The sequence below is a fragment of the Pandoraea sp. NPDC087047 genome (assembly GCF_044745225.1).
Lineage (GTDB): Bacteria > Pseudomonadota > Gammaproteobacteria > Burkholderiales > Burkholderiaceae > Pandoraea.
This window is the reverse complement of sequence record NZ_JBIUZU010000012.1, coordinates 103,803-129,684: the sequence shown is the minus strand read 5'-3', so window position 1 is coordinate 129,684 and position 25,882 is coordinate 103,803. Positions and strand designations below refer to the sequence as shown.

Below are 25,882 nucleotides of genomic sequence, written 5' to 3'. Positions count from 1 at the left end.
CGATGCCCAACGACCGCCCAGGCGATCCGCCCGATATGGCACACGTTGCAGACACGGCATCGACGCCGCGCGTGGCCACCGAGACCGCCGTGACCACCGTGACCCCCGTCACGCATCTGCCCTCGCCGCTGCATCTCTACCAGCGGGCGTTACTGTCATCGCGCAAGCCGGCGCGCGCGCAAGCCATGCCGCCGCTGGCATTCGAGCGTCGCGATCTTTTGCTCGACGCCGCCGACATCGCGCGTTACGCCCGTCTTTGCGATTTCTCCGACGCCCAGGGCGTGCCGCCGACGTGGCCGCATCTGCTCGCGTTCCCGCTGCACATGCTGTTGATGACCGACCGCGCGTTTCCATTCGCGATGCTCGGCATGGTGCATCTGGCGAATCGAATCCGCCAGCAGGCAACGCTTGCCGCCGGGGACTGTCTCACGATCGATGTTCGTTGCGGCCCGCTGTACGCGCACGACAAGGGGCAAGTGTTCACAGTCCTCACGACGGCTCGCCGAGACAATGTCGTGGTGTGGATGGGCGAGAGCCTGTATCTGCGAACCGGCGTGCGCGACCCGCTCGGTGCGCCTTATCGCGCAGAACTGCGGACCGAACGACGGGCGGAATCGGGCGCGAACCCGAGCACCGATCCGGCGCTGACGAGATCCGCCACGTGGCACGTACCGGGCGACCTCGGCCGTCAGTACGCGCGCGTCTCCGGCGATTACAACCCGATCCATTTGTGGCCCCTCACCGCGAAGCTGTTCGGCTTTGCACGGCCAATCATTCACGGCATGTGGAGCTTCGCCCGAACGCTCGCCGCGGTATTGCCCGCTGAGGTGCACGCTCAGGCACGAGATCTGGATCTGCTGGTGGAATTCAAAACGCCGGTGCTGCTGCCGGGCGACGTGACCCTCTGGCGTACGACCGGCGGCGATATTTTCGAACTACGCGACGCAGCAGGCACCGTCCCACATCTGCGCGGACGGTGGCAGGCGAATCGCCATGCGCCAGCCGCGCCCCACGCCCCACTCGCCCACCCCTCCTCATCCTCCGACACGGACCTTCCATGAGCGCCTTCAAACCCACTGCACCCGCGCCGGCGTTACGCCGCGTTGCGATCCTCGGCGGCAATCGCATCCCGTTTGCGCGCTCTAATACGGCTTACGCCACGGCGTCGAATCAGGACATGCTCACCGCATCGATTCAGGGCCTCGTCGACCGGTTCGAACTTCACGCTCAGACACTTGGCGAAGTCGCCGCCGGTGCCGTGATCAAGCACGCCCGCGACTTCAATCTGACGCGCGAATCCGTACTGTCGACGACGCTCGCCGCCCAGACCCCGGCCTACGACGTCCAGCAAGCCTGCGGCACGGGGCTAGAGACGGCCATCCTGACCGGCAACAAAATCGCGCTCGGTCAGATCGACGTGGCGATTGCGGGCGGCGTGGACACCGCCTCTGACGCGCCTGTCGCCGTCAACGAAAAGCTGCGCAAGATCCTGCTCGAAGCGAACCGTCAACGCAGCACCGGGGGCAAGCTGGGGGCGCTCGCGAAGGTGCGTCCCGGCATGCTGTTCAACCCGGCGTTGCCGCGTATCAGCGAGCCGCGCACGGGCCTGTCGATGGGCGAGCATTGCGAGTTGATGGCCAAACACTGGGAGATCGAGCGTGCCGCGCAAGACGCCCTCGCGCTCGCCAGTCACGAACATCTGGCGCAAGCCTACGAACGCGGCTTCTTCCTCGATCTGATGACGCCGTTTCACGGCCTGCAACGCGACAACAACCTGCGCCCCGACGTCACGCTCGAAAAACTGGCCAGCCTCAAACCGGTGTTCGACCGCAGCGCGAGCGGCACGCTCACGGCAGGCAACTCCACACCGCTCACCGACGGCGCGTCGTGCGTGCTGCTCGCCAGCGAAGACTGGGCGCGAGCGCGCGGCATTCCGGTGCTCGCCTATCTGACGTACTCGCAAACGGCCGCCGTCGACTTCCTCAACGCGGACGACGCACAGCGCGAAGGCCTGCTCATGGCTCCGGCCTACGCGGTGCCGCGCATGCTCGCCCAGGCCGGACTCACGCTACAGGACTTCGATTTCTACGAAATCCACGAAGCGTTCGCCGCGCAGGTGCTCTGCACATTGAAGGCGTGGGAAGACCCCGCCTACTGCCGCGACAAGCTGGGACTGACCGCGCCACTGGGCAGCATCGACCGTCAACGACTCAATGTGAACGGCAGTTCGCTCGCGTGTGGCCACCCGTTCGCCGCAACCGGCGCGCGCATTCTGGCCACGCTCGCCAAGCTGTTGGCCGAGCGCGGCGGCGGACGCGGTCTCATCTCGATCTGCGCGGCCGGCGGTCAAGGCGTGGTCGCGATGCTGGAGCGATAACCAAAGGAAAGCCACAAAGGCACACAGGAGAAGCCACAGACGCTGCCGCGCCAGCGCAGGCGAGCCGACGGCAGAGCGGCCGTGTCCGCATGACCGCATGGCCGCATAAGCGCGCATCAAACGATGATCCGCCAACGGGCCACGAACGGCAGTGAAAAAAGAAATATTTCAACGGAGACGACAATGGATCAAGCGGTTCAGCATGCGCGCGTGTGGCTCGACGCCTACCCTCCCGGCGTGCCCGCCGACATCGACGTAACGCGCTACAGGTCGCTGGTGCAGGCCTTCGACGAATGGATCGGGAAGTACCGCGAACGCGTTGCGTTCGTGAGTCTGGGCAGCGAAATCAGTTATGCCGAAGTATCCCGTCAGGCGTATGCTTTCGCCGCCTGGCTGCAAGCGAACGGTGTGCAAAAGGGCGAGCGCGTCGCGCTCATGATGCCGAATTGCTTCCAGTATCCGATCTGCCTTTTCGGCACCCTCATCGCGGGCGCGGTGGTCGTCAACGTCAATCCGCTCTACACAGTGCGTGAGCTCAAGCACCAATTGCAGGACAGCGGCGCACGCACGATCGTCGTCTTCGAGAACTTCGCGAAAACCTTGCAGGAGGCACTTCCCGCCACACAAGTGCGCAACGTCCTCATCACGCAGATCGGCGACCTGCTAGCGCCGGGGGTCAACGTCAAGGGACGCGCCGTCAACTTCCTCATGCGCTGCATCGCCAAGCAGGTGCCGCCCTACGAATTGCCGCAGGCGACGCCGCTGCGTCACGCGCTCGCCGACGGCGCGAAACGCCAGGCGAGCCCGGTGCCGCTCACCCGCGACGACCTTGCTTTCCTTCAGTACACGGGGGGCACGACCGGGGTCGCCAAGGGCGCGATGCTCTCGCACGGCAACGTGCTGGCCAACCTGCTGCAAACCGAGGCATGGGCGGCCGATCAACTCGACGGTGACATCGAAGTGAATCTGTCGTTGCTGCCGATGTATCACATCCTCTCGCTCACGGTGAATTGCCTCGTCTTCATGAGTCTTGGCGGACGCAACATCCTGATTGCGAATCCGCGCGACGTGAAGAAAGTCGTCTACATCATCCGCAACGAGACCTTCACCGGTGTCACGGGCGTGAACACGCTGTTCAACGGCCTGCTCGAAAACGACGAATTCCGCGCGCGCGACTTCTCCCGACTGAAGCTGTCGCTGGCGGGCGGCATGGCAACCCAACGCGCCATTGCCGAGCGCTGGAAGCAGGTCACCGGCAAGCCGATCATCGAAGGCTACGGCCTGACCGAATGCTCGCCCATCGTCACGATGAATCCGGTCGATATCGCGCACATGGCCGACTGCGATTTCACCGGTTCCATCGGCCTGCCCGCCCCGTCGACGAACGTGCGCTTCAAGCGCGACGACGGCACCTGGGCACCGATCGGCGAGCCGGGCGAATTGTGCGTGCGCGGCCCCCAGGTCATGAGCGGCTATTGGAATCGTCCCGAGGAAACGGCCAGGACATTCGACGCCGACGGCTGGCTGATGACGGGCGACATCGGCGTGATGGACGCGCGCGGCTACGTGCGCCTCATCGACCGCAAGAAGGACATGATTCTCGTGTCGGGCTTCAACGTCTATCCGAATGAGATCGAGGATGTGGCGATGCTGCACCCCGGTGTGCGCGAGGCGGCGGTGGTCGGGGTGCCCGATCCGGTGGCAGGCGAGCGCGTGAAGCTCGTGGTCGTCGCGAAAGATCCGCGGTTGAGCGCCGAAGCCATGACCGCGCACTGCCGCAAGCATCTGAGCGCTTACAAGGTGCCGCGCATCATCGAATTCCGTCAGGGCGAACTGCCCAAGACGACTGTCGGCAAGATCCTGCGACGCGAGTTGCGCGATCCGGCGCCCGCAAATGCCATGCCCAATCCACCCGCGCGCGAGAGCGCATAAGCGAGCAATCGAGTGAGCGGGTGAGCACGCAAGGCGATGGGCTCGACGGCAAGCGCTTTCGCGCCGCAGGGCTTTCCGAAAAGCCCGCAAGAATATCGGTCTCCGAAGCGAATGGCGTTCGCGCACTGGCGCTGGAGTAGGAGGCCCCGTCCGGGCCGCCGCAACATTACGCAAGCGAGGCGCGCGTGTTGATCGATCTGAAAACCGGACGGCCTCGCGGTATCGAAGCGTGGGGCACGACAAAAGCCCGCCACCCTGCATCGAGGGTGGCGGGCTTTCGCTTATTCGGACATCACCAACGGCACCCGCGTTGTTGCGCTGGCGCCGGCCGGCCAGGACCTGTCAGGTCTGCGGCAGTTCGATCTTCACTTCGAGCACTTCCAGGTTGTCCTGATGCTCGACGCTGACCTTGATGTCGTCTTGTGCGATTTTTACGTACTTGGAGATGACGGCCACCAGTTCACGTTGCAGGGCCGGCAGATAATCTGCCGGCGGCGACGAGCCCGTGCGTTCGTGCGCCAGAATGATCTGCAAGCGCTCTTTGGCAACGGCGGCGGTCTTTTTCTTCTCCCCCAGGAGGAAAGACAGGAAGGACATTGGCGCTCCTTACTTCGAGCCGAAAATGCGCTGCAACAGGCCCGGCTTCTGATAGTCGGTAAAGCGCATGGGCTTGTCTTCGCCCTTGAATCGGCTCACCACGTCGCGATACGCATCGGCTACATCCGTACCATCCAGGTGGATGGCAGGTGTGCCCTGGTTCGAGGCATGAAGCACCGACTCCGACTCCGGAATCACGCCGATAAGCTTGATACGCAGGATTTCCTGAATGTCTTCCAGCGACAGCATCTGACCATCGTTGACCCGCTTCGGGTTGTAACGCGTGATGAGCAGGTGCTCCTTGATCGGCTCGCCGCCTTCGATGGCACGCTTCGTCTTCGACGAGAGAATGCCCAGAATGCGATCCGAATCGCGTACCGACGACACTTCGGGGTTCGTCACCACGAGTGCCTCGTCGGCGAAATGCATCGCGAGCAGCGCGCCCGACTCGATACCGGCCGGCGAATCGCACACGATGTACTCGAAGCCCATGCCGGCCAGGTCCTTGATAACCTTCTCGACTCCGGCCTGCGTGAGCGCTTCCTTGTCACGCGTTTGCGAGGCGGGCAGGATAAACAGGTTCTCGCAGGACTTGTCCTTGATGAGTGCCTGATTGAGGTTTGCTTCGCCCTGAATCACGTTGATCAGGTCATACACCACGCGGCGCTCGCAACCCATGATGAGGTCGAGATTGCGCAGGCCGACGTCGAAATCGATGACTGCCGTCTTGTGCCCCTGCAAGGCGAGGCCGGCGGAAAAGCTGGCGCTGGTCGTCGTCTTGCCGACACCACCCTTGCCAGAGGTCACCACAATCACTTTTGCCATCTGTCGATGCCTTCCCAAACTTGAGGATGAATTTAGCTACGAATCATTTGAGCCCGAGGGGCTCGAAAATCAGTTTGTCGTCTACCAGCCGCACCTGAACCGACCGTCCCTGAACATCGGGCGGCAGCGCATATTCGCCGGTCCGGTAAATACCGGCGATGGAAATCAGCTCGGGCTCCAGACAGGTGCAGAAGATGCGCGCATCGAGCTTGCCCTTTACGCCTGCCAGCGCCCGTCCCCGTAGCGGCGCGTAAATGTGAATATTACCTTCCGCGATCACCTCGGCTCCAAAACTGACGAGATCGAGGATGATCAGATCGCCTTTCGCATACACCTGCTGGCCCGAACGCAACGGCCGGTCGATGATGGTCGAGGGGATCGAAGATACGTCGGGCACGACCGGCGCCGCGGTGGCTTGCGAGGACCCGGTGCCGGTCTCGGCCGAGGCCTCGCTATCGCGAGATGCGCGCGACGTACGGCGCTCGTGACGCTCCTGGCTATCCAGAAGCGGCAGACCGTCGACCACCGCCCAATCCGTTTGCTCCGAGTTGGCGACCACCCCGATCGGCTTCATGCAGAACTCGGCCAGCATTTTGGCCAACGCGGGCACGGCAACGCGCTCGCCGCCGGCCAGACGCCGCACGTCGATGGCGACCGTGTCGCCAGCAAAAAACTCCGGGGTCGCTTCAAAACGCTGCGCCAGTTCAGTGCGCAGCGTATCCAGTTGAGGCGTCTTGACTACGAAATGCAGGGTGTCCACGGCACCGCTGCGCAACTCGAAGTACGGCGTTTTCTTTTGCGGCATGTCAGGTTGTTGTGCGCGAATGACTGGCGAATTGGGGCATTCTACCGTTCCTTCGTCAGAGCAAACCGCAAATAAGCGGGGCAAGACCCTGTTTTGCTCGAATTTCACCATTGGTGCGCCGCAGCAAATCGATGCATTTTGTATACGTTTTATGCGTTGATAAATGCGAGTCGATTGACATACTAATGTCATCACGACAGCCTAAGCTGGCCATGGGAAAGTCCACTAAAAGAAATGCTGCGAAGCAGCATCGAAAGTGCGAATTTTGTCGCGCAAGCGCCATAATCGTGACCTATCCTTAAAGTCCCTGACGAGGGACCCCCCTGTGGAACCGCAAACCGGGAGACGGAGATGCTGAGTCATCATGAATTTGCCACCCTGATGCTGGTCAAGGACGCTCCGGAGCAAGTGGAGCTTGATCGCCCGGACCTCGAATCGTTGCTCGAGAGCAAACTGATCGAGTGGGAAGAGTTGGAGGCGGGGAAGAAATCGCCGCGTCTGACTGTTCAGGGCAAGTACTTCCTTCAGGCCGTTGCCTGAACGCCCAGCCAGTTGTTGAGGTGTCTGTAGTCACAAAAAGCCCGCCGGAAGGCGGGCTTTTCATTTGTCCGGGGCGCATGCCCCAGCGGGTTCCTTCACGACTCAACCGTGTCTTACATCACGACGGTGACGACGCCATGTGTGCCGCGCCGCCGGATGCTCGCGACACCAATTGCGATCGGCCAGCCAGGCGACGGCAGCACCGACGACCAGCGCAATCACCAACATCCCAATCAAGCTCCCTGTCAGCATAGTCGCCTCCTAACTTCGATAAGGCGGGATGGCACGTTTTCATTCTAGGCAATCCCTATCGAAATAGGTACCCGAAAGCGATTCGGGTATACCGTGTTTGGGTGACATCCAAAGCGTCGAGAGATCGGCGCCGCCATGTTGTGGCGACGCAGCATTGTCTACACGCCCCCGCCCTTCAGCGATGGGGCCGCCAGCGTCGATCCACACGGTAGACGACGACAAAGATTGGGATCTTCATCTCCGAGAACGCCCCCCCCATCAATCGCCCCACGCCCAGCCTCCAGCAATGCGTCCGACAGCGCCGGATCGGCACTGACGACAGCGCGCGAGAGCACCAGCGTCCCTACCATCTGGGCGAAGCGCGCCATCGCGGCCCGATTGGCTTGCTCGCGAGTTATTCCTTGCGCAACCTCGTTGGCCACCATGCGGTCGATGGCTTCCGACAGCGCTTTTGCGTAGCACGCTTGCGCTTCGTCGCCGATGCGCGGCACATCCCCCGCGAAGCCTGCCAGCGGACAGCCGTTTGCCACGTCGTCGCGATGCGTGGTCGACAGATATTGCCCGCCCCCCGCCACGGCACTCGTCAGCGCCCCTTCGCTGTTCGCCACGGCGCGCGCCATCACGGCGGCGACCAGCGCGCCCTTCGACTTGAAGTGGTTGTAGAACCCACCCTGCGTAAAGCCCGCTTCCTTCATCAGCGCTGTCAGCCCCACGGCATCCACACCGTGCTCGCGGAACAGCCGCTCCGCAGCCGCAACAATCGCCTCACGATTTTCCGCCGCCTGTTCTCTTGAAATACCCATTTGCGACTCCTTCACGCCCACCATACGCAATCGCGCAATCACGTTTATCGACGTCATCGAAAAAGACAATGTTGATCGACATTGACATTTACCCGCACAACTCGGCACAATGGCCCCACCAATGACGATGTCGATCACAATTGTCATAAAGTATAGCCGAAACTCCGCGTCCTCTTACCTTGCTGGAGCAGTGAAATGAAGATCAAAGATGCCGTAGTGTTCGTGACCGGGGCCAACCGTGGCCTGGGGCTCGAATTTGCAAAGCAGGCGCTGGCTCGTGGCGCGAAGAAGGTGTACGCCGGATCGCGCGACCCGGCGAAGGTCACGCTGCCGGGCGTCATCCCGGTCAGGCTCGACGTCAACGATTCGGAACAGGTCGCCGCTGCCGCGAAGCTGGCCGGCGACGTCACCCTGCTCATCAACAACGCCGGCATCGCGCGCCAGAGCAACGGTCTGACGCGTCCCGGCGCGGCGGAGTTGCTGCGCGAAACGCTCGAAACCAACCTGTTCGGCGTGCTTGCCATGACACAGGCGTTTGCCCCTGCCCTCGGCCACAACGGCGGCGGCGCCCTGCTCAACGTGCTCTCCATCGTGAGCTGGATCAGTTCGTCGAATATTCCCGAATACGCGATCACGAAGTCAGCCGCGTGGTCGCTGACCAACGGCGTTCGCCAGGCGTTGCGCGCCCAGAACACACAGGTGGTCGGCTTGCACGCCGGCTACATCGATACCGATCTGACCAGCGGTCTCGACGCCGAAAAGAGCGCCCCGTCCGATGTCGTGCGTCAGGCATACGACGCTGTCGAAGCCGGTGAAGAGGAGGTGAGCGTCGACGAAAGCACGCGTCAGGTCAAACAGGGGCTCTCGCAGGGCATCTATCTGATCGAGCCGACGGCACAGACGGCGTAGCCGGCGTAGTCGGCGCAGTCATAAGCGCTCGCCGCTCGGCACAGCATCGGAAACAAAAACGCCGCGACATCCCAAGGGGCATCGCGGCGTTCCTGTTATTCGTCTCGCTCGCCTCGCCAAAACGGCAAAGGCGCAAACAACGCTACATCACGCGGCCTTGTCCATCTCACGCTCGCCCCCCACGGCCTCGACCAGATCGTCGAGCATGCGGGCGAGTTCACCGGTCATGAGCGCGACATCGGCGTCGAACTTCTCGGCTTCGCCTTCGGCGGTCGGATCGGCGGCGTCCTTGATGATATCGAGCGGCGTAATCCGCTTGATGATGAACGCGTCGGTCAGCACGAACGAAATGCGGTCGTTCCACGTCATCGCCAGCTTGGTGCAGCGCTTGCCCGCCTCGATGTGCTGACGCACGTCGGCGCCGTCGAGCGGGTGAGCCACATAGCGGACCGCGGCTTTTTCGTCGGTATTCGAGCGCAGTTCCACGTCCTGATCGACGGTAAAGCCGGCCGGCGCATCGTTACCGGCAAGCCACGACGTCATCACGGCGACCGGCGCCTCATTGAGTTCGACGTTCTCGAGAATGATATCGAGCGTCTTGAGCAGCAGGCTGCGCACTTCGTCGGCCTTCGCGGGTGAAGCGGCATCGATGACCAGCCAGCGATTGACCGGATCGATCCACACACGCGTGTCGCGACGAATGCCGAACGCACGCGGCAGCAATTCGTCGGTGACCTGCTCCTTGAGTTCCTTCATCTGCTTGCGGCCCGGCTTGAAGCCTTGCTGCTCCTCGAGCTCGGCGGCCTTGGCACGCGTGACCTGGTTGACGACCGTCGTCGGCAGGAGCTTCTTCTCCGCACGATAGGCCAGCAGGAACTGACGGTTGATGCTGTGCACGAGCTCACCGCCGTCACGCGGCGGCGCCCACCCTTGCACCTGCATCTCAAGGCTGCCGCCCTCGCGGAAGGCGTGCTTCTCGAGCGCCTCTTCCATTTGCGCGACGCTCATGGACCAACCGGCAGGAATTCTGTGCAACTGAAGATTCTTGAACCACATCGGCATCACCGCAAAATCAAAAGCACGGATTTTACCAGTGACGGGAGGTCCGGCGAAGTGCGGCAACCCCAATCGGGTGAAATGCGCTCAGAGGAAGCGGTCGAGAATCTTCCGGCTGGGCTTGTCCAGCGCGGCCGAATCGCGAATCAGGAAGTGAATGCCGTGGTTGTCGGTGATGAGCAACGTCTGTCCACCCAGACGCCGGATGTCCTCCTCCCCCCGCAGCACGAACGACGCCTCGCCGCGATTCGTCTCGACGGTCCACGTGCTCGGGGTGGCGAAGGTCGACACGCCCTTGATGCGCAGCACCTCCGGCATGAATTCGCGCGCGGCGAGTTCGTCGTGCACCAGCGCGCGCATGGCCGACGGCAACGTGTCGAGCGAGTCGAGCCAGACCAGCTCGCGCCCTTCGGTGCTCACGAGCGCGAGGCCGTCGTCCGGCGCGGCAATCGGAAATGCCCGCACGGGCACCACGCCTTCATGGGCGACGCCCTCGGCGTCCGTCAGCACCAGACGTCCGAAGGCGTTGCGCGACAGGGTGAAATCAATCTGCATGAGTGTCTTCGCGAGCGATCGGTGAACGATTAATTGACGGACAGCGGCTGCGCCGGCGCAGCGCTCACCGCTGCCACCACCGCGGCAGCTTCGGCCGACGCGACGACCTCGTCGGTATCGGTATCGACGTTGCGCTGCTGCGCCTGATAGAGCTTGTAGTACGCGCCTTCGCGGGCGATCAGTTCGTCGTGATTGCCCACCTCGACGATCTTGCCGCGATCGAGCACCACGAGCCGGTCGGCCTTGCGCAGCGTCGACAGGCGGTGCGCGATGGCAATCGTCGTACGTCCCTTGACGAGGTTGTCGAGCGCCTTCTGAATTTCCTTCTCGGTCGCCGTATCGACGGAGGACGTCGCCTCGTCGAGAATCAGAATCCGCGGATCGATCAGCAGCGCCCGTGCGATGGAAATACGCTGACGCTCGCCACCCGAGAGCGCCTGTCCGCGCTCACCGACCAGCGAATCGTAGCCGTGCGGCAGACGCAGGATGAACTCATGGGCGTGAGCGGCCCGCGCTGCGGCCACGATCTCGGCACGCGTCGCGTTCGGCTTGCCATAGGCGATGTTGTCCGCAATCGTGCCGAAGAACAGGAACGGCTCCTGCAACACCAGACCGACGTTGCGGCGGAAGTCCGAGACCGGCAGCGCGCGAATGTCCACGCCGTCGATCTGGATCGAGCCTTCGGCCACATCGTAGAAACGGCAGATCAGGTTCACGAGCGTGCTCTTGCCCGAGCCGCTGTGACCGACGAGACCGATCATCTCGCCCGGCGCAATGCGCAGGTCCATCCCCCGGATGACCGCGCGGTTGCCGTAGCGGAAGCCGATGTCGCGCAAGTCGATGGCGCCTTTCACTTCCTTCAGATGCACGGGATTGACCGGCTCAGGCACATTGGAGACGTGATCGAGAATGTCGAAGATGCGCTTCGCGCCAGCCGCAGCCTTCTGCGTGACCGACACGATACGGCTCATCGAATCGAGACGCGTATAGAAACGGCTGATGTAGGTCAGGAACGCGGCGAGCACACCGACCGTGATCTCATGCTTCGAGACCTGCCAGATGCCGAAGATCCACACCACGAGCAGCCCCACTTCCGTGAGGAAGGTCACCGTCGGCGTGAACAGCGACCAGACCTTGTTCACGCGGTCGTTGACCATCAGGTTGTGACGGTTCGCTTCCTTGAAGCGCGCGACCTCGCGGTTTTCCTGCGCAAACGCCTTGACCACCCGAATGCCCGGAATGGTGTCGGCCAGCACGTTGGTGATTTCGGACCAGATCCGGTCGACCTTCTCGAAACCATGACGCAAGCGGTCGCGCACGAGATGAATCAGCCACGCGATGAACGGCAGCGGCAGCAGCGTGACGACCGCCAGCCACGGATTGATCGACACGAGAATGATCGCCGTCATGACGATCATCAGCACGTCGGTGGCGAAGTCGAGCAGGTGCAAGGAGAGGAAAACGCAGATGCGGTCGCTCTCCGAGCCGATGCGCGCCATCAGGTCGCCCGTGCGCTTTCCGCCGAAGTATTCGAGCGAGAGCCGCAGCAGGTGCGAGTACGTAGCCGTGCGCAAGTCGGCGCCGATGCGCTCCGACACTTTGGCGAGCAGATACGTGCGCGCCCAGCCCAGCACCCAGGCGACCAACCCCGCGCCCAGCAAGCCCGACAGGTACATTCCCACCAGGTGGTAATCGATCGGCTGGCCGTTCTGGAACGGGATCAGCACGTTGTCCATGAGCGGCATCGTCAGATACGGCGGGATCAACGTGGCGCCCGTGGCGCACAGCGTGAGCAGGAAACCGGCCAGCAACTGAAAACGATACGGACGCGCGAATCGCCACAGCCGCAGCAATGCCCATGTCGACGGCGGGGCTTCCACCTCCGGGTTGCATTGCGGGCACTCCTCCGCGCCCGGCGGCAGTTCGGCCTGACAGATCGGGCACGTGCCCGGCGCTTGCGGCACGTCGCGCGCGGCATGCCCGGCGACCCGGGCGTCGCGCTGACGCACGACCGCATCCATGAGCGCGAGCGCCGCCGGATTGTGGCCGAGGGTGTAACGCCAGTTCGCGAGCTTCTCGCGGGCGTCGCACAACTCCAGCGAGCCGACGCCCGCGTGGTCGGTGTGCGTGAGCGTCAAGTCTGCCAGGTAGGGCCAGGACTGCCAGGGTTGGGCGGCACCGGACGGCCCGTCACGACGCGCCTCGCGCGCCATCACCCGGTGCTCGGTTGCCACGACCACGCCGCGCGCGAAGTGCAACTGGGCGTCCAGATCGATGCTCAGCCAGGCCAGCACGGACTCCCCGTCGGCCAGTTGCGCGGCGAGGTCCGGATACCAGGACTCGGCGGCAGCACTGCGGGAGGCGGTGGAAAGCGCAGGAGAATCGGTCGGGGCGGCGGCGGTTGACGCCGCAAGAGCGGAGGTGTCGGTCATTGATGCGGCAGACGTGTCCTCAAGGGGCGGACATCGAGGCAAACGAAAAAAATCGAGGCGGATTTTCCCTGTCAATCCGCAAAATTGCCGCAAGTATAACCACAGCGACGCTTTTTGCGGCACGGAGTTCCGCGATGACACGCTGCAGCATGGAAATATTATTGCGCCGGTCAACCGTTTACGGATTTTTACGTTAAGTAACCAGTTAACTGTAAGAGCGCGACCGGCTGTGCCGCTTGAAATCGGCCTCGCCGGCTTCTCCGTACCCAGCCCTGACGCGTGAATAAAAGCCTTAGATGAAAAAGAAAGACATTGAGATTTTCGATGTCCTGTCGCTGCGCGGCCCGAATATGTGGACATATCGGCCGGTGCTTGAGGCATGGGTCGATATCGGTGAACTCGAGGAGTTCCCGTCGAACAAGATCCCGGGGTTCCCCGAACGGCTGTCCGAGTGGCTGCCCACTCTCATCGAGCATCGCTGCAGCATAGGCGAGCGCGGCGGCTTCCTTCAGCGTCTGCGTGAAGGCACCTGGCCCGGCCACATTCTTGAGCACGTCACGCTCGAGCTCCAGAATCTCGCCGGCATGCCCGGCGGCTTCGGCAAGGCGCGCGAGACCCCGATCAGCGGCGTCTATAAAGTCATCGTGCGGGCCTGGCACGAAGAGGTGACCCGCGCGGCACTGTTCGCGGCCCGCGATCTGGTCATGGCCGCCATCGAAGACCGTCCTTACGACGTCGAGGCCGCCGTCGAAACATTGCGCTCGCTGGTCGACAAGCACTGCCTCGGCCCGAGCACGGCGTGCATCGTCGACGCGGCCGACGACCGCGACATCCCGCATCTGCGTCTGTCGGACGGCAATCTGGTGCAACTCGGCTACGGCGCCGCCGCCCGCCGCATCTGGACCGCCGAAACCGACCGCACTCCCGCCATCGCCGAGAGCATCTCGCGCGACAAAGACCTGACCAAGCAGTTGCTCGAATCGTGCGGCGTGCCCGTGCCGGAAGGCCGTCTGGTCGACAGCGCCGAAGACGCCTGGGAAGCTGCACAGGACATCGGCCTGCCGGTGGTCGTCAAACCGTATGACGGCAACCATGGCCGAGGTGTGTTCATCAATCTCGCCACGCGAGACGAAGTCATCACCGCGTTCGGTGTGGCGCTGGACGAAGGCAACGGCGTGATCGTCGAGCGCTTCGTGCCGGGGCTGGAGCACCGTCTGCTGGTCGTGGGCGGTCGTGTCGTGGCTGCCGCCATGGGCGAAATGGCCTCGGTGGTCGGCGACGGCCAGCACACCGTCTCGGAGCTCATCGAGCGGCAAATCAACAACGACCCGCGTCGTGGCAGCGCTGAAGACCAGCCGCTGAATCGCGTGCGCATCGATTCGTCGGCCCGGCTTGAGCTCAAGCGTCAGGGCTTCGACGCCGACTCCGTGCCGCCCGAAGGCAAGAACGTGCTGATCCAGCGCAACGGCAACGTCGCGTTCGACGTCACCGACCGCGTGCACCCGAGCGTGGCTGCCCATGCGTCGCTGGCCGCCCGGATCGTGGGCCTGGACATTGCCGGTGTCGATCTGGTCACGGAAGACATTTCCCGTCCGCTCGCCGAACAACGCGGCGCGATCGTGGAAGTCAACGCCGGCCCCGGCCTGCTCATGCACCTGAAGCCGGCCGATGGCGCGCCGCGCCCGGTCGGACGCGCCATCGTCGACCATCTGTTCCCCGATGGCGACGCCGGACGCATTCCGATCGTCGGCATTACCGGCACGAACGGCAAAACCGTGACGGCCCGCCTGCTCGCCCACCTGCTGCAACTGGCGGGCGAACACACCGGCCTCGCGTGCAGCGACGGCCTGTTCCTCGACAAGCGACTGGTGCAAAGCGGCGACCGCGCCAACTGGGACGCCGCGAACCGCGTGCTGATGAACGCCAGCGTGACGGCCGCCGTCTTCGAAAACGACAGCACCGCCATCCTCTCGGAAGGCCTCGCCTACGACCGTTGCCAGGTCGGCATCGTGACGAACATCGACCGACCGGACCATCTGGGCCAGTACTTCGTCGAAGATGTCGACCGCATGTTCAACGTGCTGCGCACGCAGATCGACGTGGTGTTGCCCGATGGCGTGGCCGTGCTCAACGCCCGCGATCCGATAGTCGTGGAAATGGCCGATCTGTGCGACGGCGACGTGATCTTCTTCGGGCTGGACGAACAACTGCCGGCCATCGTGGCGCATCGCGCCGAAGGCAAGCGCGCGGTCTTCGTACGTAACGGCCAGGTCATTCTGGCGACGGGTTCCGAAGAGACCGGCATCGGCGCCACGGCCAATATGCCGCTGACCTATGCCGGACGCGTCGCCTTCCAGATCGAAAACGTGCTGGCCGCCGTGGCTGCCGCGTGGTCGATGGGCGTCGCGCTCGACATTCTGCGCACGGGCGTAACCACGTTCGACGTCGGTCAGGTCGATGCACCGGGCCGTTTCACGGTCTTCGAGAAGCAAGGCGCCACCGTGGTCGTCGACGACGCCCACAACGCACCGGCCCTCACCGCGCTGGCCGCCGCCCTCGCCACCCTGCCCGCCGAGCGCCGCACGGTAGTGTACGGCCCGGGGGCCGATCGCATGGACGACGACCTTCAGGCCCAAGGCAAGCTCCTGGCGCAGACGTTCGAGCGCGTGGTGCTGTGCGACGACCTGAGCATTGCGCGCAAGCGCGAGTCGGCCGAGTCGCGTGCCCAACTGCGTGCAGGTATCGACGCGGCCGGGCGCAAGGTGCAGGTGAGCGACGCCGGTGAGCGCCGCGCCGCGGCCGAAGCCGCGCTGGCCCAGCTCACGAGCGGCGATCTGCTCGTGTTGCAGGCCGACGAAGGCGGCGCCGCCGCGATGCTCGATCTGGTGCATCTGTGGATGGGCCAGCCGATGCGCGCACTGGCCGCCTGAGCCTGACAAGCGATGAGCGGCGGCAAAAGGAAGTCAAAGGAAATCGTGGGCGTTCCTGCCGCCGCCGTCTCTCTATATAGATAGCCACCGAATACCTAAGCCACAGTCGTTTTTCTCGCCAACCATCCGCCATACAAAGATATACAGGGACGCGAAGTGGACAGACAGGGATTGCAATTTATGGAAGTCTCTCGTATCCGCGCATTGCGTGGACCGAACCTCTGGAGCCGTCACACTGCCATCGAGGCCATTGTGACGTGCACCGATCTGGAATACTCGATCGGCAATCTGGCCGGTTTCGAGGCGCGTTTGCGAGCACGCTTTCCCGAGCTGCCCGCGCTCACGCCCGACGCGGAAGAGCGCCCCGTGTCGCTCGCCGACGCGCTCGCCACCACGGCGCTGCATCTGCAAGCCGCCGCCGGTTGCCCGGTGACCTTCAGCCACACCACACAGACTATCGAGCCGGGCACGTTCCAGGTCGTGGTCCAGTACAGCGAAGAGCCCGTCGGTCGCCTCGCCTTCGATCTGGCGCAGCAACTGATCAACGCCGCACTCGAAGACGCGCCGTTCGATCTGGCCGACGCCCTGTATCGCCTGCGCGATCTGGACGAAGACGTGCGCCTCGGCCCGTCGACCGGTTCGATCGTGTACGCCGCTGTCGCACGTGGCGTGCCGTACCGCCGTCTGACGGAAGGCTCGATGGTGCAATTCGGCTGGGGCAGCAAACAGCGCCGCATTCAGGCGGCCGAGACCGACCGCACCTCGGCGGTCGCCGAGTCGATTGCGCAGGACAAGGATCTGACCAAGACGCTGCTGCACGCGGCCGGCGTGCCGGTGCCGCTCGGCGGCACGGTGCGCGACATCGAAGACGCCTGGAAACTGGTGCAGGAAATCGACGCCCCGGTCGTGGTCAAGCCACGCGACGGCAACCAGGGCAAGGGCGTGGCCGTACGTCTGCGCACGCGCGAAGAGATCGAGAAAGCGTTCGAAGCCGCGCAGGACATCAGCCGCGACGTCATCATCGAGCGCTACATCCCGGGTCACGACTTCCGTCTGCTCGTGATCGGCAACAAGCTGGTCGCGGCGGCGCGTCGCGATCCGCCGCAAGTGACCGGCGACGGCGTGCATACCGTACGTCAACTGGTCGACGCCGTGAATGCCGACCCGCGCCGTGGCGAAGGTCATGCCACGTCGCTGACCAAGATTCGTTTCGACGACATCGCGCTCGCCACGCTCGCCAAACAGGGCCTGAACGCCGACTCCGTGCCCGACGCCGGCGCGCGCATCGTCTTGCGCAACAATGCCAACCTGTCGACCGGCGGCACCGCGACCGATGTGACCGACGACGTCCATCCGGAAATTGCCGCACGCGCCGTCGCGGCGGCGCAGCAAGTGGGCCTGGACATCGCTGGCGTCGACGCCGTGTGCGAAACCGTCATCAAGCCGTTCGAAGAACAGGCCGGCGGCATTGTGGAAGTCAACGCCGCACCGGGCCTGCGCATGCACCTTCAGCCGTCGTACGGCAAGGGCCGCGCAGTGGGCGAAGCCATCGTGTCGACCATGTTCGAAGAGGGTGACGATGGCCGCATTCCGGTCGTGGCCGTCTCGGGCACGAACGGCAAGACGACCACCGTGCGCCTGATTGCGCACCTCATCGCTCAGCAAGGGCTGCGCGTGGGCATGACCGGTACGGATGGCATCTATATCAGCGGTCAGCGCATCGACACTGGCGATTGCAGCGGCCCGCGCAGCGCGCGCAACGTGCTGATGCACCCGGATGTGGACGCCGCCGTATTTGAAACCGCACGCGGCGGCCTGCTGCGTGAAGGTCTTGCCTACGACCGTTGCGACGTGGCCGTGGTAACCAACATCGGCATGGGCGACCATCTGGGGCTGTCGTACATCAATACGGTGGAAGATCTCGCCGTGCTCAAGAGCGTGATCGTGCGCAATGTCGCCCCGCGCGGCATGGCAGTGCTCAACGCCGCCGATCCGATGGTCGCGCGCATGGCCGACGCCTGCCCGGGCGAAGTGACCTACTTCGCCGCGGATGCTTCACACCCGGTCCTCGCCACGCATCGCGCGCAGGGCAAGCGCGTGGTGTATGTCGACGGCGATCAGATCGTGACGGCGCAAGGCAGCGAAGAAACCCGCTATGCACTGGCCGCGATTCCGCTCACGCGCAACGGCACTATCGGCTTCCAGGTCGAGAACGCGATGGCCGCCATCGGTGCGGCCTGGGCACTGAAGATCGATCCGGTGACGATTCGCGCCGGGCTGGTGACGTTCGTGAACGACGCAGGCACGGCCCCGGGCCGTTTCAACGTGTTCGATTACAACGGTGCGACGGTGATTGCCGACTACGGTCACAACCCGGACGCGATTGCTGCGCTCACGCACGCAGTCGAAACCATGCCGGCACGCCGCCGCTCGGTGGTGATCTCGGGCGCGGGCGACCGTCGCGACGAAGACATCCGCCGTCAGACGGAGATCCTGGGCGACGCCTTCGACGACGTGCTGCTCTATCAGGACCAGTGCCAGCGCGGGCGTGAAGATGGCGAAGTAATCAAGCTGCTGCGCGACGGTCTGTCCGGCGCCCGCCGGGCCAGCCATATCGACGAGATCAACGGTGAGTTCGTGGCTATCGATACGGCGCTGGCGCGTTTGCAACCGGGCGACCTCTGCCTGATCCTCATCGATCAGGTCGACGAAGCGCTGGCGCACATCACCCAACGCGTTACCGAGGTGGGCGCACGCTGAGTGTTGTCGAGACGCGCTGAAACTGGCTGAGTCATCCACCGGGGGCCTCCCTGCCCCCGGTGTCATACCGCAACGTCCCTGTCATCCTTTCCCTGCGCACCGCAGGTGCGGCAAAGGGTATCGGGCACTCGACGTCTGCACGGTTTATAGTCGGTCACCGCAACTTCAGACCGACTGACATGACCGATCGCGAAATCATTGTTCCCCCTTCGATACCGGCGCCCATTGTCAAACCCCGACCTTCGAGATGGCCAAGGTAACGGTGGGTTTTCAGGTGTCGGCACCGTTCTGAGCGCGTCGGCCCCGGAGTCCTGACGAAGGGCAGACTGCGCTTATACTTGGCGCCAACGCTCGGCCTTCGCCAGCCCCTTCGATGCAACGGAACCGTTCCATGCAATCCAAAGACCACTGGAATCACGTCTACACGACCAAGGATTCGACCAACGTGAGCTGGTTTCAGGCGCATGCGAGCCAATCTGTCGACCTGATCGAGCAGGCGCATATCGCGAAGGATGCGGAAATCATCGACGTCGGTGGCGGTGCGTCGACCTTGGTCGACGACCTCCTCGCGCGTGGCTACCGGCACCTGACGGTACTGGATCTGTCGGACGCGGCGCTCGTCGTGGCGCGAGACCGGCTCGCAGCCAAAGGCGCTGAAGGACGCGACGTCTCGTGGATCGCAGGCGACATCACGCGCGTCGCACTGCCCGTGAAACAGTACGACGTATGGCACGACCGCGCCGTCTTCCATTTCCTGACCAGCGAAGCGGACCGCCATGCGTATGTCAGCGCCGTGTTGCGCGCCGTGAAACCGGGCGGTCTCGTGATTGTCGCCACCTTCGCGGAAGACGGCCCCGAGCAGTGCAGCGGCCTGCCCGTCATGCGCTACAGCCCTGACGCCCTGCATGCCGAATTCGGCGCCCCCTTCACGCTCGTGCAGAAGGCACGAGAAGAACACCAGACCCCGTGGGGCGCGACGCAGAAATTCATCTATTGCCTGTGCCGCAAGGCGCAGGACTGACGATACGCGTCGCGCACCCAGTCCGTCGCGTATCACCACCCCGACAAACTTTCGTTGACTTCCTATGCCGCGCTCCATCGCTCTGCGCTCGCTCGCCCTCTTCGCTGCACTCAGCCTGCCGCTCCTTGCTCACGCCGATTGCCGTGATCGCCTTGCCGGCTGGGCCAACACTCTGCAACCGGGCCGCACGCTCGATACCGATGTGGCCAGTTGCAAGGCATGGCCGGCGAACCCCGCACTCACGCTTGCCGTGCTGCCCCTGCCGCAAAAAGGCAGCACGGACGACGACAAGGTCTATGACGCCGAGATCCTCGTGGCAGACAGTCAGACAGGGAAAATCGCGGCGCACCGTTTCGAAACGTCGGCGTTTGTTTCCGACGCCGTCATGTTGCGCAGCGTGACGCTCGACACCGCGCCGTGGCGGCTGGCATCGCAGACGCAGGCCTTCGGCGTACGAGCGCGATATGAGGGGGCGTCGCGCGTCAATCCGTTCTCGCAAACGGTGTTGAGCCTGTATGTGATTGACGGGACAACGCTACGCAAGGTCGTCGACAAACTCGCCACGCAAACCAGTGGCGGCGAATGGGATGGGAATTGTGCGGGCAGTTTCTCCGACACTTCGCGTGGCATCTCCGTCGGCCCGGCGGGCAAGAACGGCTATGCAAAACTCGTCGTCAGCGAGAAAACGGTCACGACGACGAACAAGCCGGCACGCCACGATTGCGCGAGCAAGGAAAGCACGTCCAAGCGGCCCAACATCACCATTGACTATGACGGCGAACGGTATCCGGTGCCGAAGGCGCTCAGCGGAAGTTGAGTCGCGGGTCTATCGGAACACGTGGTGAAAGTGATGTCGTCGAATCGCCCGAACGCAATCCGACGGCATAAGACGGCATACGATGGACTCGGCCCGAGTGCCCAGGCAAAATCCGCCACTGCAGCGTGGTGCATCTACAGGTGAAAATCGCCCGCGGCTTCCGGCTGGTAAAGCACTTTCTCAATCCGAATACGGCGGGTTCGGTCCGGAATCCGCCAATCGATGGCATCGCCCTCCTTATAGCCCAGAATCGCGGTGCCCACGCCCGAGAAAACTGACAGCTTTCCGGCACTGCCGTCCGCGTCCTGCGGGTAGACGAGGTCCACTTCCATTTCCTCGTCGTCCAGATGCAGCAACGCCCTGGAGTTCATCGTAACCACATCTCGCGCCACCTGCCGCGCATCGACAACGACGGCTCGCTCGATCTCATGCTCCAGATCGACCACATCCGGGCCTTGCTCCAGCGCAACCAGATTCCTGAGCCGGGCCTGGTCGATTTCGGTGATGTAAATCTCGGACGAGTCGCCCAAAGCGCCTTCGCGCAAGCGCTGGAGATAGCGCTCCGAGGTCATGGCATATGACTTCAGCGCGGGCGTTTCGCTGTCAAGCAGGAAGCCGCAGCGCAGGAAGGCCTTCAGCGAGCGTGTGTTGTCTGCGTGGATCTTGGCGATGAGCTTCTCGGCACGCATGTCGAAGAAGGCGAGCTTCATGCCTTCGTGCAAGGTGCTGGCACCGAGATTGCGGCCCCAGTTGTCGCGGTTTCCGATGACCAGGACGATCTCGCAGTCCGGCCCCGTCTTGACCAGGCGCACGAAGCCCACTGGCGCGTCATGCCGGTCGTAGGCCATGAAGAACCGGCCGCCTTGGTTGAACAGATGGGTGAGGATAGGTAACTGGACTCGATCGATGACTTGTTCGATGAATCGGGAGACATGACGCGAATCGCTCAGATAGCGCACGACGCTCTCGTCTTCCAGCCAGTCCATCAAATTCAGCGCGTTTGCCCGAGTGATCTCCGGGCACAGAGAAATGAAAGGCTTGCTCATCTTCACCACACTTGATTGCAAGAATAAAAGCCTTCCATGGCTACGGCCATGACGGTTCTTTCGACAAAGCGGCTATTCTAAAACAGTGCGCGCTAGCGGGCGAGTTTGCCGCGCTGACCGATCCGCCAATGTCGAACCTGCGATCGCCGCATTGGCATGCGTAGACAATTGCGCGACAAGTGTCTGGCGCATGGCGCAACGCCGGCCCGCAGGCAGCCCGGCCGCCACCTCGTGCCCCAACACCTGCCTAAGCCGTTCGCTCAGATCCGGGGCGGCAATCGGCGCGAAACCCAGCCGTGTATAGAACGGCCCATTCCAGGGCACATCACGAAACGTCGTCAGCGTGAGCGCCGCCAGTCCCGTGCGCATCGCGTGCTCGGCTGCCGCCGTCATCAGCGCACGCCCCAATCCGCGCAACTGCCAGTCACGATGCACGGACACTTCCCACACATGTAATTCGTCGCCAAAGACCTCGGCTTCGAGAAACGCTACCGGCCTGTCATCGTGATCGACGGCCACCCACACCACGCCCCGCTCGATCAGTTCGCGGTGCCGCGCCACCGGCATCCCCTCACCGTCCGCCAGCCAAGCCAGTTCCGGCAGCGAACGAAATAATTCGCCCGCACTCCGGTCGACGGGCGGCAGTGCGGGCGCATCGCCCGGCGTGGCGATGCGAATGTGCGCCGCCTCCATCGTCGTCAAACCACGACCTCTTGCGGCGCCATCTCCGTGCCATACGAGGCCCAACGCGCTTCGCCATCGGCGTCGGCTGCCGCGACCGTCGGCTTGCACTGCCAGGCCGTCTCGTCGAGGCCTTGAAGCAACGGGCAACGCTCGAAGAGTTCGGCGATGAAGTCGACGAATACGCGCACTTTAGGCGACAAATGACGGTTATGCGGGTACACGGCCGATATCGGCATGGGCGGCGGTTTCCACTGATGCAGAATCTCGACGAGCTGGCCCGATTGCAGGTACGGCAGTGCCATGAAGCGCGCCAGTTGCACCGTCCCGAAGCCGGAGAGTCCCAGTTGCAGATACGCTTCCGCGTCGTTGACCGCGACCGAGCCCTGCATGTGGATTTCGACTTCCTTGCCGTCGACGAGGAACTGCTCCTCGATCACACGGCCGGTGCGGCTCGAGAAGTAGTGCACCGCCGTGTGCCGCTGCAGATCGTCGAGCGTATGGGGCATGCCCATGCGCTCCAGATAGGCCGGCGACGCACACGTCACACTCTGGAACATGCCCACCCGCCGGGCGACGAGGCTCGAATCCTGCAGCGTGCCCACGCGCAGCACGCAGTCGACCCCCTCCTGAATCAGATCGACGGGCTTGTCGCCCATGCCGACCATCAGCTCGATTTCCGGATAGCGGTTGTGAAATTCGCTCAGCGACGGCAGCACGACCAGCTTGCCGAGCGAGCCCGGCATATCGATGCGCAACTTGCCCCGCACGCGCTGGCTGCTCTCGCGAAACGACGATTCCGTCTCCTCGATGTCCGCGAGAATGCGCAGGCATCGTTCGTAATAGGCCGCACCGTCGGGCGTCAGGTTGAGCCGCCGGGTCGTTCGCTGAAGCAAACGCGTGCCCAGATGCGACTCAAGGTTCTGAATGATGGTGGTCACCGAGGTGCGCGGCAACCCGAGGTTGTCGGCCGCGCGCGAAAAGCTGTTCGCCTCGACCACCCGCGTGAAGACCTGCATCGCTTGCAAGCGATCCATGATATTTCCCCATTGAAAACGCTGTTGCACTGGCCGATGCGACGACATTTCGCCCCCATCGCCCACGCATATGCTTATTGGTCGATGGCATAAGCCAATATCCATAAGGCCAAGACCGATTAGTCGAGCTGGCCGAACAGTGTTGCCAAATTATAGGCGTTTATCCTAATGTCCGTGGCCTCTAGACTTCGCTCCATCGAAAGTCATCAGAGGGGTATCGCTCGCGCGAGCCCGAAGCCATATGCCAGTCAACGCCAATTCGAATTCGAAATCGGGGCAAGCGGGTCAAAACTCCCGCACCGAGGACGGGGTGCGCATCGAAGAGGTGAGCATTGCGGGTCACGTCGGCCCGCTCACGCTGCGCCTGTACCGGCCGGTCGGCCCGAGTGCGTCCGGCGCCGCCGCCGCGCACGCTGGCCAGCCCGGCATCGTGGTGCCGCTCGAAGCGCATCTACCGACCGTGCTGTATTTCCACGGCGGCGGCTTTTGCAAGGGTTCACTGGACGATGGCGACGCCGCCGCCCGCTACCTGGCGTCGAACGTCCCGGCGCTGGTCGTCTCGGTCGGCTACTCGCTCGCGCCCGAGCACCCGTTCCCGGCCGCGCCGGAAGACGCCTGGTGCGCCGCGCTGTGGCTGCATCGCCACGCCCGCCGCTACGGCGCCAGCTCGCGCCGGCTGGCCGTGGCCGGCCACGACGCCGGCGGCAACATCGCCGCTGCGCTCACGATGATCGCTCGCGACCGCGGCGAAATCACCGTGTCGGCGCAGGCGCTGCTTGCCCCGCTGCTCGATCCCAGCATGACGCGTCTGGCCGATGGCCGCACGCCCAGCGATATCGAAGCCAGCGAATGCGCCCGTTGCTATCGCGCCTACCTGCCCCACGCCACGCAGCGTCTGCATCCGTACGCCGCACCGCTTGAGTCGCGCCGTCTCGCGGGCCTGCCGCCCACGCTGATCGCCTCCGCCGAACATGACCTGCTACACGTCGAAGCCGAAAAATACGCTGCCGAACTCATCGCGGCCGGCGTGCCGACGCAGGTCACGCGCCATCGCAGCGCTTCCCATTACGGCCTGGCCGCCCTTCCCGCAGCGCTGCGGGAAGTGGCCACGTTCCTGACACGCCGGCTGGCACCTCATGCCACCAGCTCTACCCAGTGAGTCCATCCGATCCCGGAGATTTCAATAATGACCACCCTCGCTCGCAAACCCGTACTTATCGCCGCCGCCGCTACGGCCGCGCTCCTGGCCATCGGCACGCTCACCGTCGTGCGCGTGGACGCCAGCACACCCGCCGCCGCGCAGGTCATGCCGACTGTGGAAGTCGACGTCGCCAACGTCATTTCGCGCACGGTGACTGACTGGCAAAGCTATTCCGGCCGGCTCGACGCCGTCGACCGCGTCGATATCAAGCCGCTCGTGTCAGGCACCATCACCGCCGTGCATTTCAAGGACGGTCAGCTCGTGAAGAAAGGCGACGCCCTTTTCACGATCGATCCGCGTCCGTATGCCGCCGAAGTCGACCGCACCGCCGCGCAGCTCGCCTCGGCGCAGGCGCGTGACGTCTTCACCAGCACCGACCTCGCACGCGCGCAGCGCCTGATCGCGGATAACGCCATCGCGAAGAAGGACTTCGATCAGAAGGAAAACGCCGCGCGGGAAGCCGTCGCCAACGTGAAGGCCGCGCAGGCCGCACTGGAAACTGCCCGCATCAACCTCGGCTACACGCAGATCGTGGCGCCGGTTGCCGGTCGCGTCTCGCGCGCGGAAATCACCGTCGGCAACACCGTCTCGGCAGGCGCGCAGTCGCCCGCGCTGACCACGGTGGTGTCCGTCTCGCCAATCTACGCGGCGTTCGACGTCGACGAACAAACCTACTTGCGCTACCTCTCGCGCGATACGGCCAAACCGAGCGGCGTGCCGGTCGATCTGGGTCTCGCCAACGAGTCAGGCTACTCGCGCAAAGGCACGGTGTACTCGGTGGATAACCGCTTCGACACCACGTCGGGCACGATCCGCGTGCGCGCACGTTTCGACAACACCGATGGCGCACTCCTGCCGGGTCTGTACGCACGTATTCGCGTGGGGGGCGGCGAGCCGCACCCGGCACTGCTCGTGGACGAAGCCGCCGTCGGCACCGACCAGAGCAAGAAGTACGTGATGGTGGTCGACCAGGCCAACAAGGTGCAGTACCGCGAAGTGCAATTGGGCGAGCGCCACGGCGGTCTCGTGGAAATCGCCGGCGGCCTGAAGGACGGCGAGCGCATCGTCGTCAACGGGCTGCAACGCGTGCGTCCGGGCGATGCGGTTTCGCCGAAGGTCGTGAAGATGGCCGGCGACACCGGCGACGCTCATGACATCGCACCGACGGCGGTAGCCGCCACGGACGCGGCCGATGCGTCGGCCAAGGCCCCGGCCGCCAACGACGCAGGCGCCACGCAAAAAACTTCGCAGGACAGCAGCAAGACGCAATCGGTCGCTGCGGCGAAAACCGCATCGCGCTCGTAAT

Annotated in this window: 22 protein-coding genes; 12 read left to right on the top strand and 10 right to left on the bottom strand. The window is 63.8% G+C overall.

Going from position 1 to position 25,882, the window contains the following annotated elements; translation table 11 throughout:
* The first annotated feature begins 2 nt into the window (after positions 1–2).
* The 3 genes from ACIPHM_RS21600 (at position 3) to ACIPHM_RS21590 (ending at position 4,309) form a co-directional block, all read left to right on the top strand.
* Entirely contained in the window at positions 3–1,061 is a 1,059-nt protein-coding gene (locus ACIPHM_RS21600) for a MaoC/PaaZ C-terminal domain-containing protein (protein WP_400332820.1), read from the top strand.
* A complete protein-coding gene (locus ACIPHM_RS21595; RefSeq protein ID WP_400332817.1) occupies positions 1,058–2,377 on the top strand; it encodes an acetyl-CoA C-acetyltransferase in 1,320 nt (439 codons plus the stop codon). The genes ACIPHM_RS21600 and ACIPHM_RS21595 overlap by 4 nt, the downstream gene beginning before the upstream one ends.
* A 183-nt stretch (positions 2,378–2,560) precedes the next feature.
* Positions 2,561–4,309, top strand: a complete 1,749-nt coding sequence (locus ACIPHM_RS21590; RefSeq protein WP_400332814.1) for an AMP-binding protein — start codon at positions 2,561–2,563, stop codon at positions 4,307–4,309.
* A gap of 342 nt (positions 4,310–4,651) precedes the next feature.
* Here ACIPHM_RS21590 and minE read toward each other — a convergent pair whose 3' ends face one another.
* Genes minE through minC form a run of 3 tightly spaced genes read right to left on the bottom strand, consistent with a single transcriptional unit; the run spans position 4,652 to position 6,536 of the window.
* Complete coding sequence (minE, locus tag ACIPHM_RS21585; protein WP_039397958.1) at positions 4,652–4,906, bottom strand: cell division topological specificity factor MinE; 255 nt, start codon at positions 4,904–4,906, stop codon at positions 4,652–4,654.
* A 9-nt stretch (positions 4,907–4,915) separates the two neighbouring features.
* Complete coding sequence (minD, locus tag ACIPHM_RS21580; RefSeq protein ID WP_400332810.1) at positions 4,916–5,731, bottom strand: septum site-determining protein MinD; 816 nt, start codon at positions 5,729–5,731, stop codon at positions 4,916–4,918.
* Positions 5,732–5,774: 43 nt separating this feature from the next.
* Positions 5,775–6,536 (bottom strand): septum site-determining protein MinC, encoded by a 762-nt coding sequence (gene minC, locus ACIPHM_RS21575; RefSeq protein ID WP_400332882.1) that lies wholly within the window; start codon positions 6,534–6,536, stop codon positions 5,775–5,777.
* A 351-nt stretch (positions 6,537–6,887) separates the two neighbouring features.
* Here minC and ACIPHM_RS21570 point away from each other — a divergent pair, with 351 nt between their 5' ends.
* Entirely contained in the window at positions 6,888–7,076 is a 189-nt protein-coding gene (locus ACIPHM_RS21570) for a hypothetical protein (protein ID WP_400332807.1), read from the top strand.
* A 410-nt stretch (positions 7,077–7,486) separates the two neighbouring features.
* Here the strand turns inward: ACIPHM_RS21570 and ACIPHM_RS21565 are convergent, their stop codons facing one another.
* Positions 7,487–8,131 (bottom strand): TetR/AcrR family transcriptional regulator, encoded by a 645-nt coding sequence (locus tag ACIPHM_RS21565; RefSeq protein WP_400332804.1) that lies wholly within the window; start codon positions 8,129–8,131, stop codon positions 7,487–7,489.
* A 195-nt stretch (positions 8,132–8,326) separates the two neighbouring features.
* Here ACIPHM_RS21565 and ACIPHM_RS21560 point away from each other — a divergent pair, with 195 nt between their 5' ends.
* A complete protein-coding gene (locus tag ACIPHM_RS21560; protein WP_400332801.1) occupies positions 8,327–9,040 on the top strand; it encodes an SDR family oxidoreductase in 714 nt (237 codons plus the stop codon).
* A gap of 147 nt (positions 9,041–9,187) precedes the next feature.
* Here ACIPHM_RS21560 and ACIPHM_RS21555 read toward each other — a convergent pair whose 3' ends face one another.
* The 3 genes from ACIPHM_RS21555 to ACIPHM_RS21545 form a co-directional block, all read right to left on the bottom strand.
* The gene (locus tag ACIPHM_RS21555; protein ID WP_400332798.1) at positions 9,188–10,096 is read right to left on the bottom strand and encodes a recombination-associated protein RdgC; all 909 of its coding nucleotides are present in this window, start codon (positions 10,094–10,096) and stop codon (positions 9,188–9,190) included.
* An 87-nt stretch (positions 10,097–10,183) separates the two neighbouring features.
* On the bottom strand, positions 10,184–10,651 hold the full coding sequence (locus tag ACIPHM_RS21550) for a DUF1854 domain-containing protein (protein ID WP_400332795.1): 468 nt from the start codon (positions 10,649–10,651) through the stop codon (positions 10,184–10,186).
* Between the two features lie 29 nt (positions 10,652–10,680).
* On the bottom strand, positions 10,681–13,083 hold the full coding sequence (locus ACIPHM_RS21545) for an ABC transporter ATP-binding protein (protein ID WP_400332792.1): 2,403 nt from the start codon (positions 13,081–13,083) through the stop codon (positions 10,681–10,683).
* Between ACIPHM_RS21545 and ACIPHM_RS21540 the strand changes: the two genes are divergently transcribed.
* The 5 genes from ACIPHM_RS21540 (at position 13,073) to ACIPHM_RS21520 (ending at position 20,611) form a co-directional block, all read left to right on the top strand.
* Positions 13,073–13,366, top strand: coding sequence for a hypothetical protein (locus tag ACIPHM_RS21540; RefSeq protein WP_400332789.1), 294 nt, complete (start codon positions 13,073–13,075; stop codon positions 13,364–13,366). The genes ACIPHM_RS21545 and ACIPHM_RS21540 overlap by 11 nt on opposite strands.
* 13 nt (positions 13,367–13,379) lie before the next feature.
* Positions 13,380–16,013, top strand: coding sequence for a cyanophycin synthetase (cphA, locus tag ACIPHM_RS21535; protein ID WP_400332786.1), 2,634 nt, complete (start codon positions 13,380–13,382; stop codon positions 16,011–16,013).
* 180 nt (positions 16,014–16,193) lie between these two features.
* A complete protein-coding gene (gene cphA, locus ACIPHM_RS21530; protein WP_400332783.1) occupies positions 16,194–18,773 on the top strand; it encodes a cyanophycin synthetase in 2,580 nt (859 codons plus the stop codon).
* A gap of 391 nt (positions 18,774–19,164) precedes the next feature.
* Entirely contained in the window at positions 19,165–19,794 is a 630-nt protein-coding gene (locus ACIPHM_RS21525) for a class I SAM-dependent methyltransferase (RefSeq protein ID WP_400332780.1), read from the top strand.
* Positions 19,795–19,858: 64 nt separating this feature from the next.
* Positions 19,859–20,611: a hypothetical protein gene (locus ACIPHM_RS21520; RefSeq protein ID WP_400332777.1), complete on the top strand. Its 753-nt coding sequence runs from the start codon at positions 19,859–19,861 to the stop codon at positions 20,609–20,611.
* 134 nt (positions 20,612–20,745) lie between these two features.
* Here ACIPHM_RS21520 and ACIPHM_RS21515 read toward each other — a convergent pair whose 3' ends face one another.
* The 3 genes from ACIPHM_RS21515 to ACIPHM_RS21505 form a co-directional block, all read right to left on the bottom strand.
* Complete coding sequence (locus tag ACIPHM_RS21515; RefSeq protein WP_400332775.1) at positions 20,746–21,657, bottom strand: GNAT family N-acetyltransferase; 912 nt, start codon at positions 21,655–21,657, stop codon at positions 20,746–20,748.
* Between the two features lie 72 nt (positions 21,658–21,729).
* Entirely contained in the window at positions 21,730–22,350 is a 621-nt protein-coding gene (locus ACIPHM_RS21510; RefSeq protein ID WP_400332879.1) for a GNAT family N-acetyltransferase, read from the bottom strand.
* A gap of 5 nt (positions 22,351–22,355) precedes the next feature.
* Positions 22,356–23,375 carry a LysR family transcriptional regulator gene (locus ACIPHM_RS21505; RefSeq protein WP_400332772.1) on the bottom strand — a complete coding sequence of 340 codons (1,020 nt, stop codon included), beginning with the start codon at positions 23,373–23,375 and terminating at the stop codon, positions 22,356–22,358.
* A 241-nt stretch (positions 23,376–23,616) separates the two neighbouring features.
* Here ACIPHM_RS21505 and ACIPHM_RS21500 point away from each other — a divergent pair, with 241 nt between their 5' ends.
* Positions 23,617–24,534 (top strand): alpha/beta hydrolase, encoded by a 918-nt coding sequence (locus ACIPHM_RS21500; RefSeq protein WP_400332769.1) that lies wholly within the window; start codon positions 23,617–23,619, stop codon positions 24,532–24,534.
* 27 nt (positions 24,535–24,561) lie between these two features.
* The gene (locus ACIPHM_RS21495) at positions 24,562–25,881 is read left to right on the top strand and encodes an efflux RND transporter periplasmic adaptor subunit (RefSeq protein WP_400332767.1); all 1,320 of its coding nucleotides are present in this window, start codon (positions 24,562–24,564) and stop codon (positions 25,879–25,881) included.
* Position 25,882 lies beyond the last annotated feature (1 nt).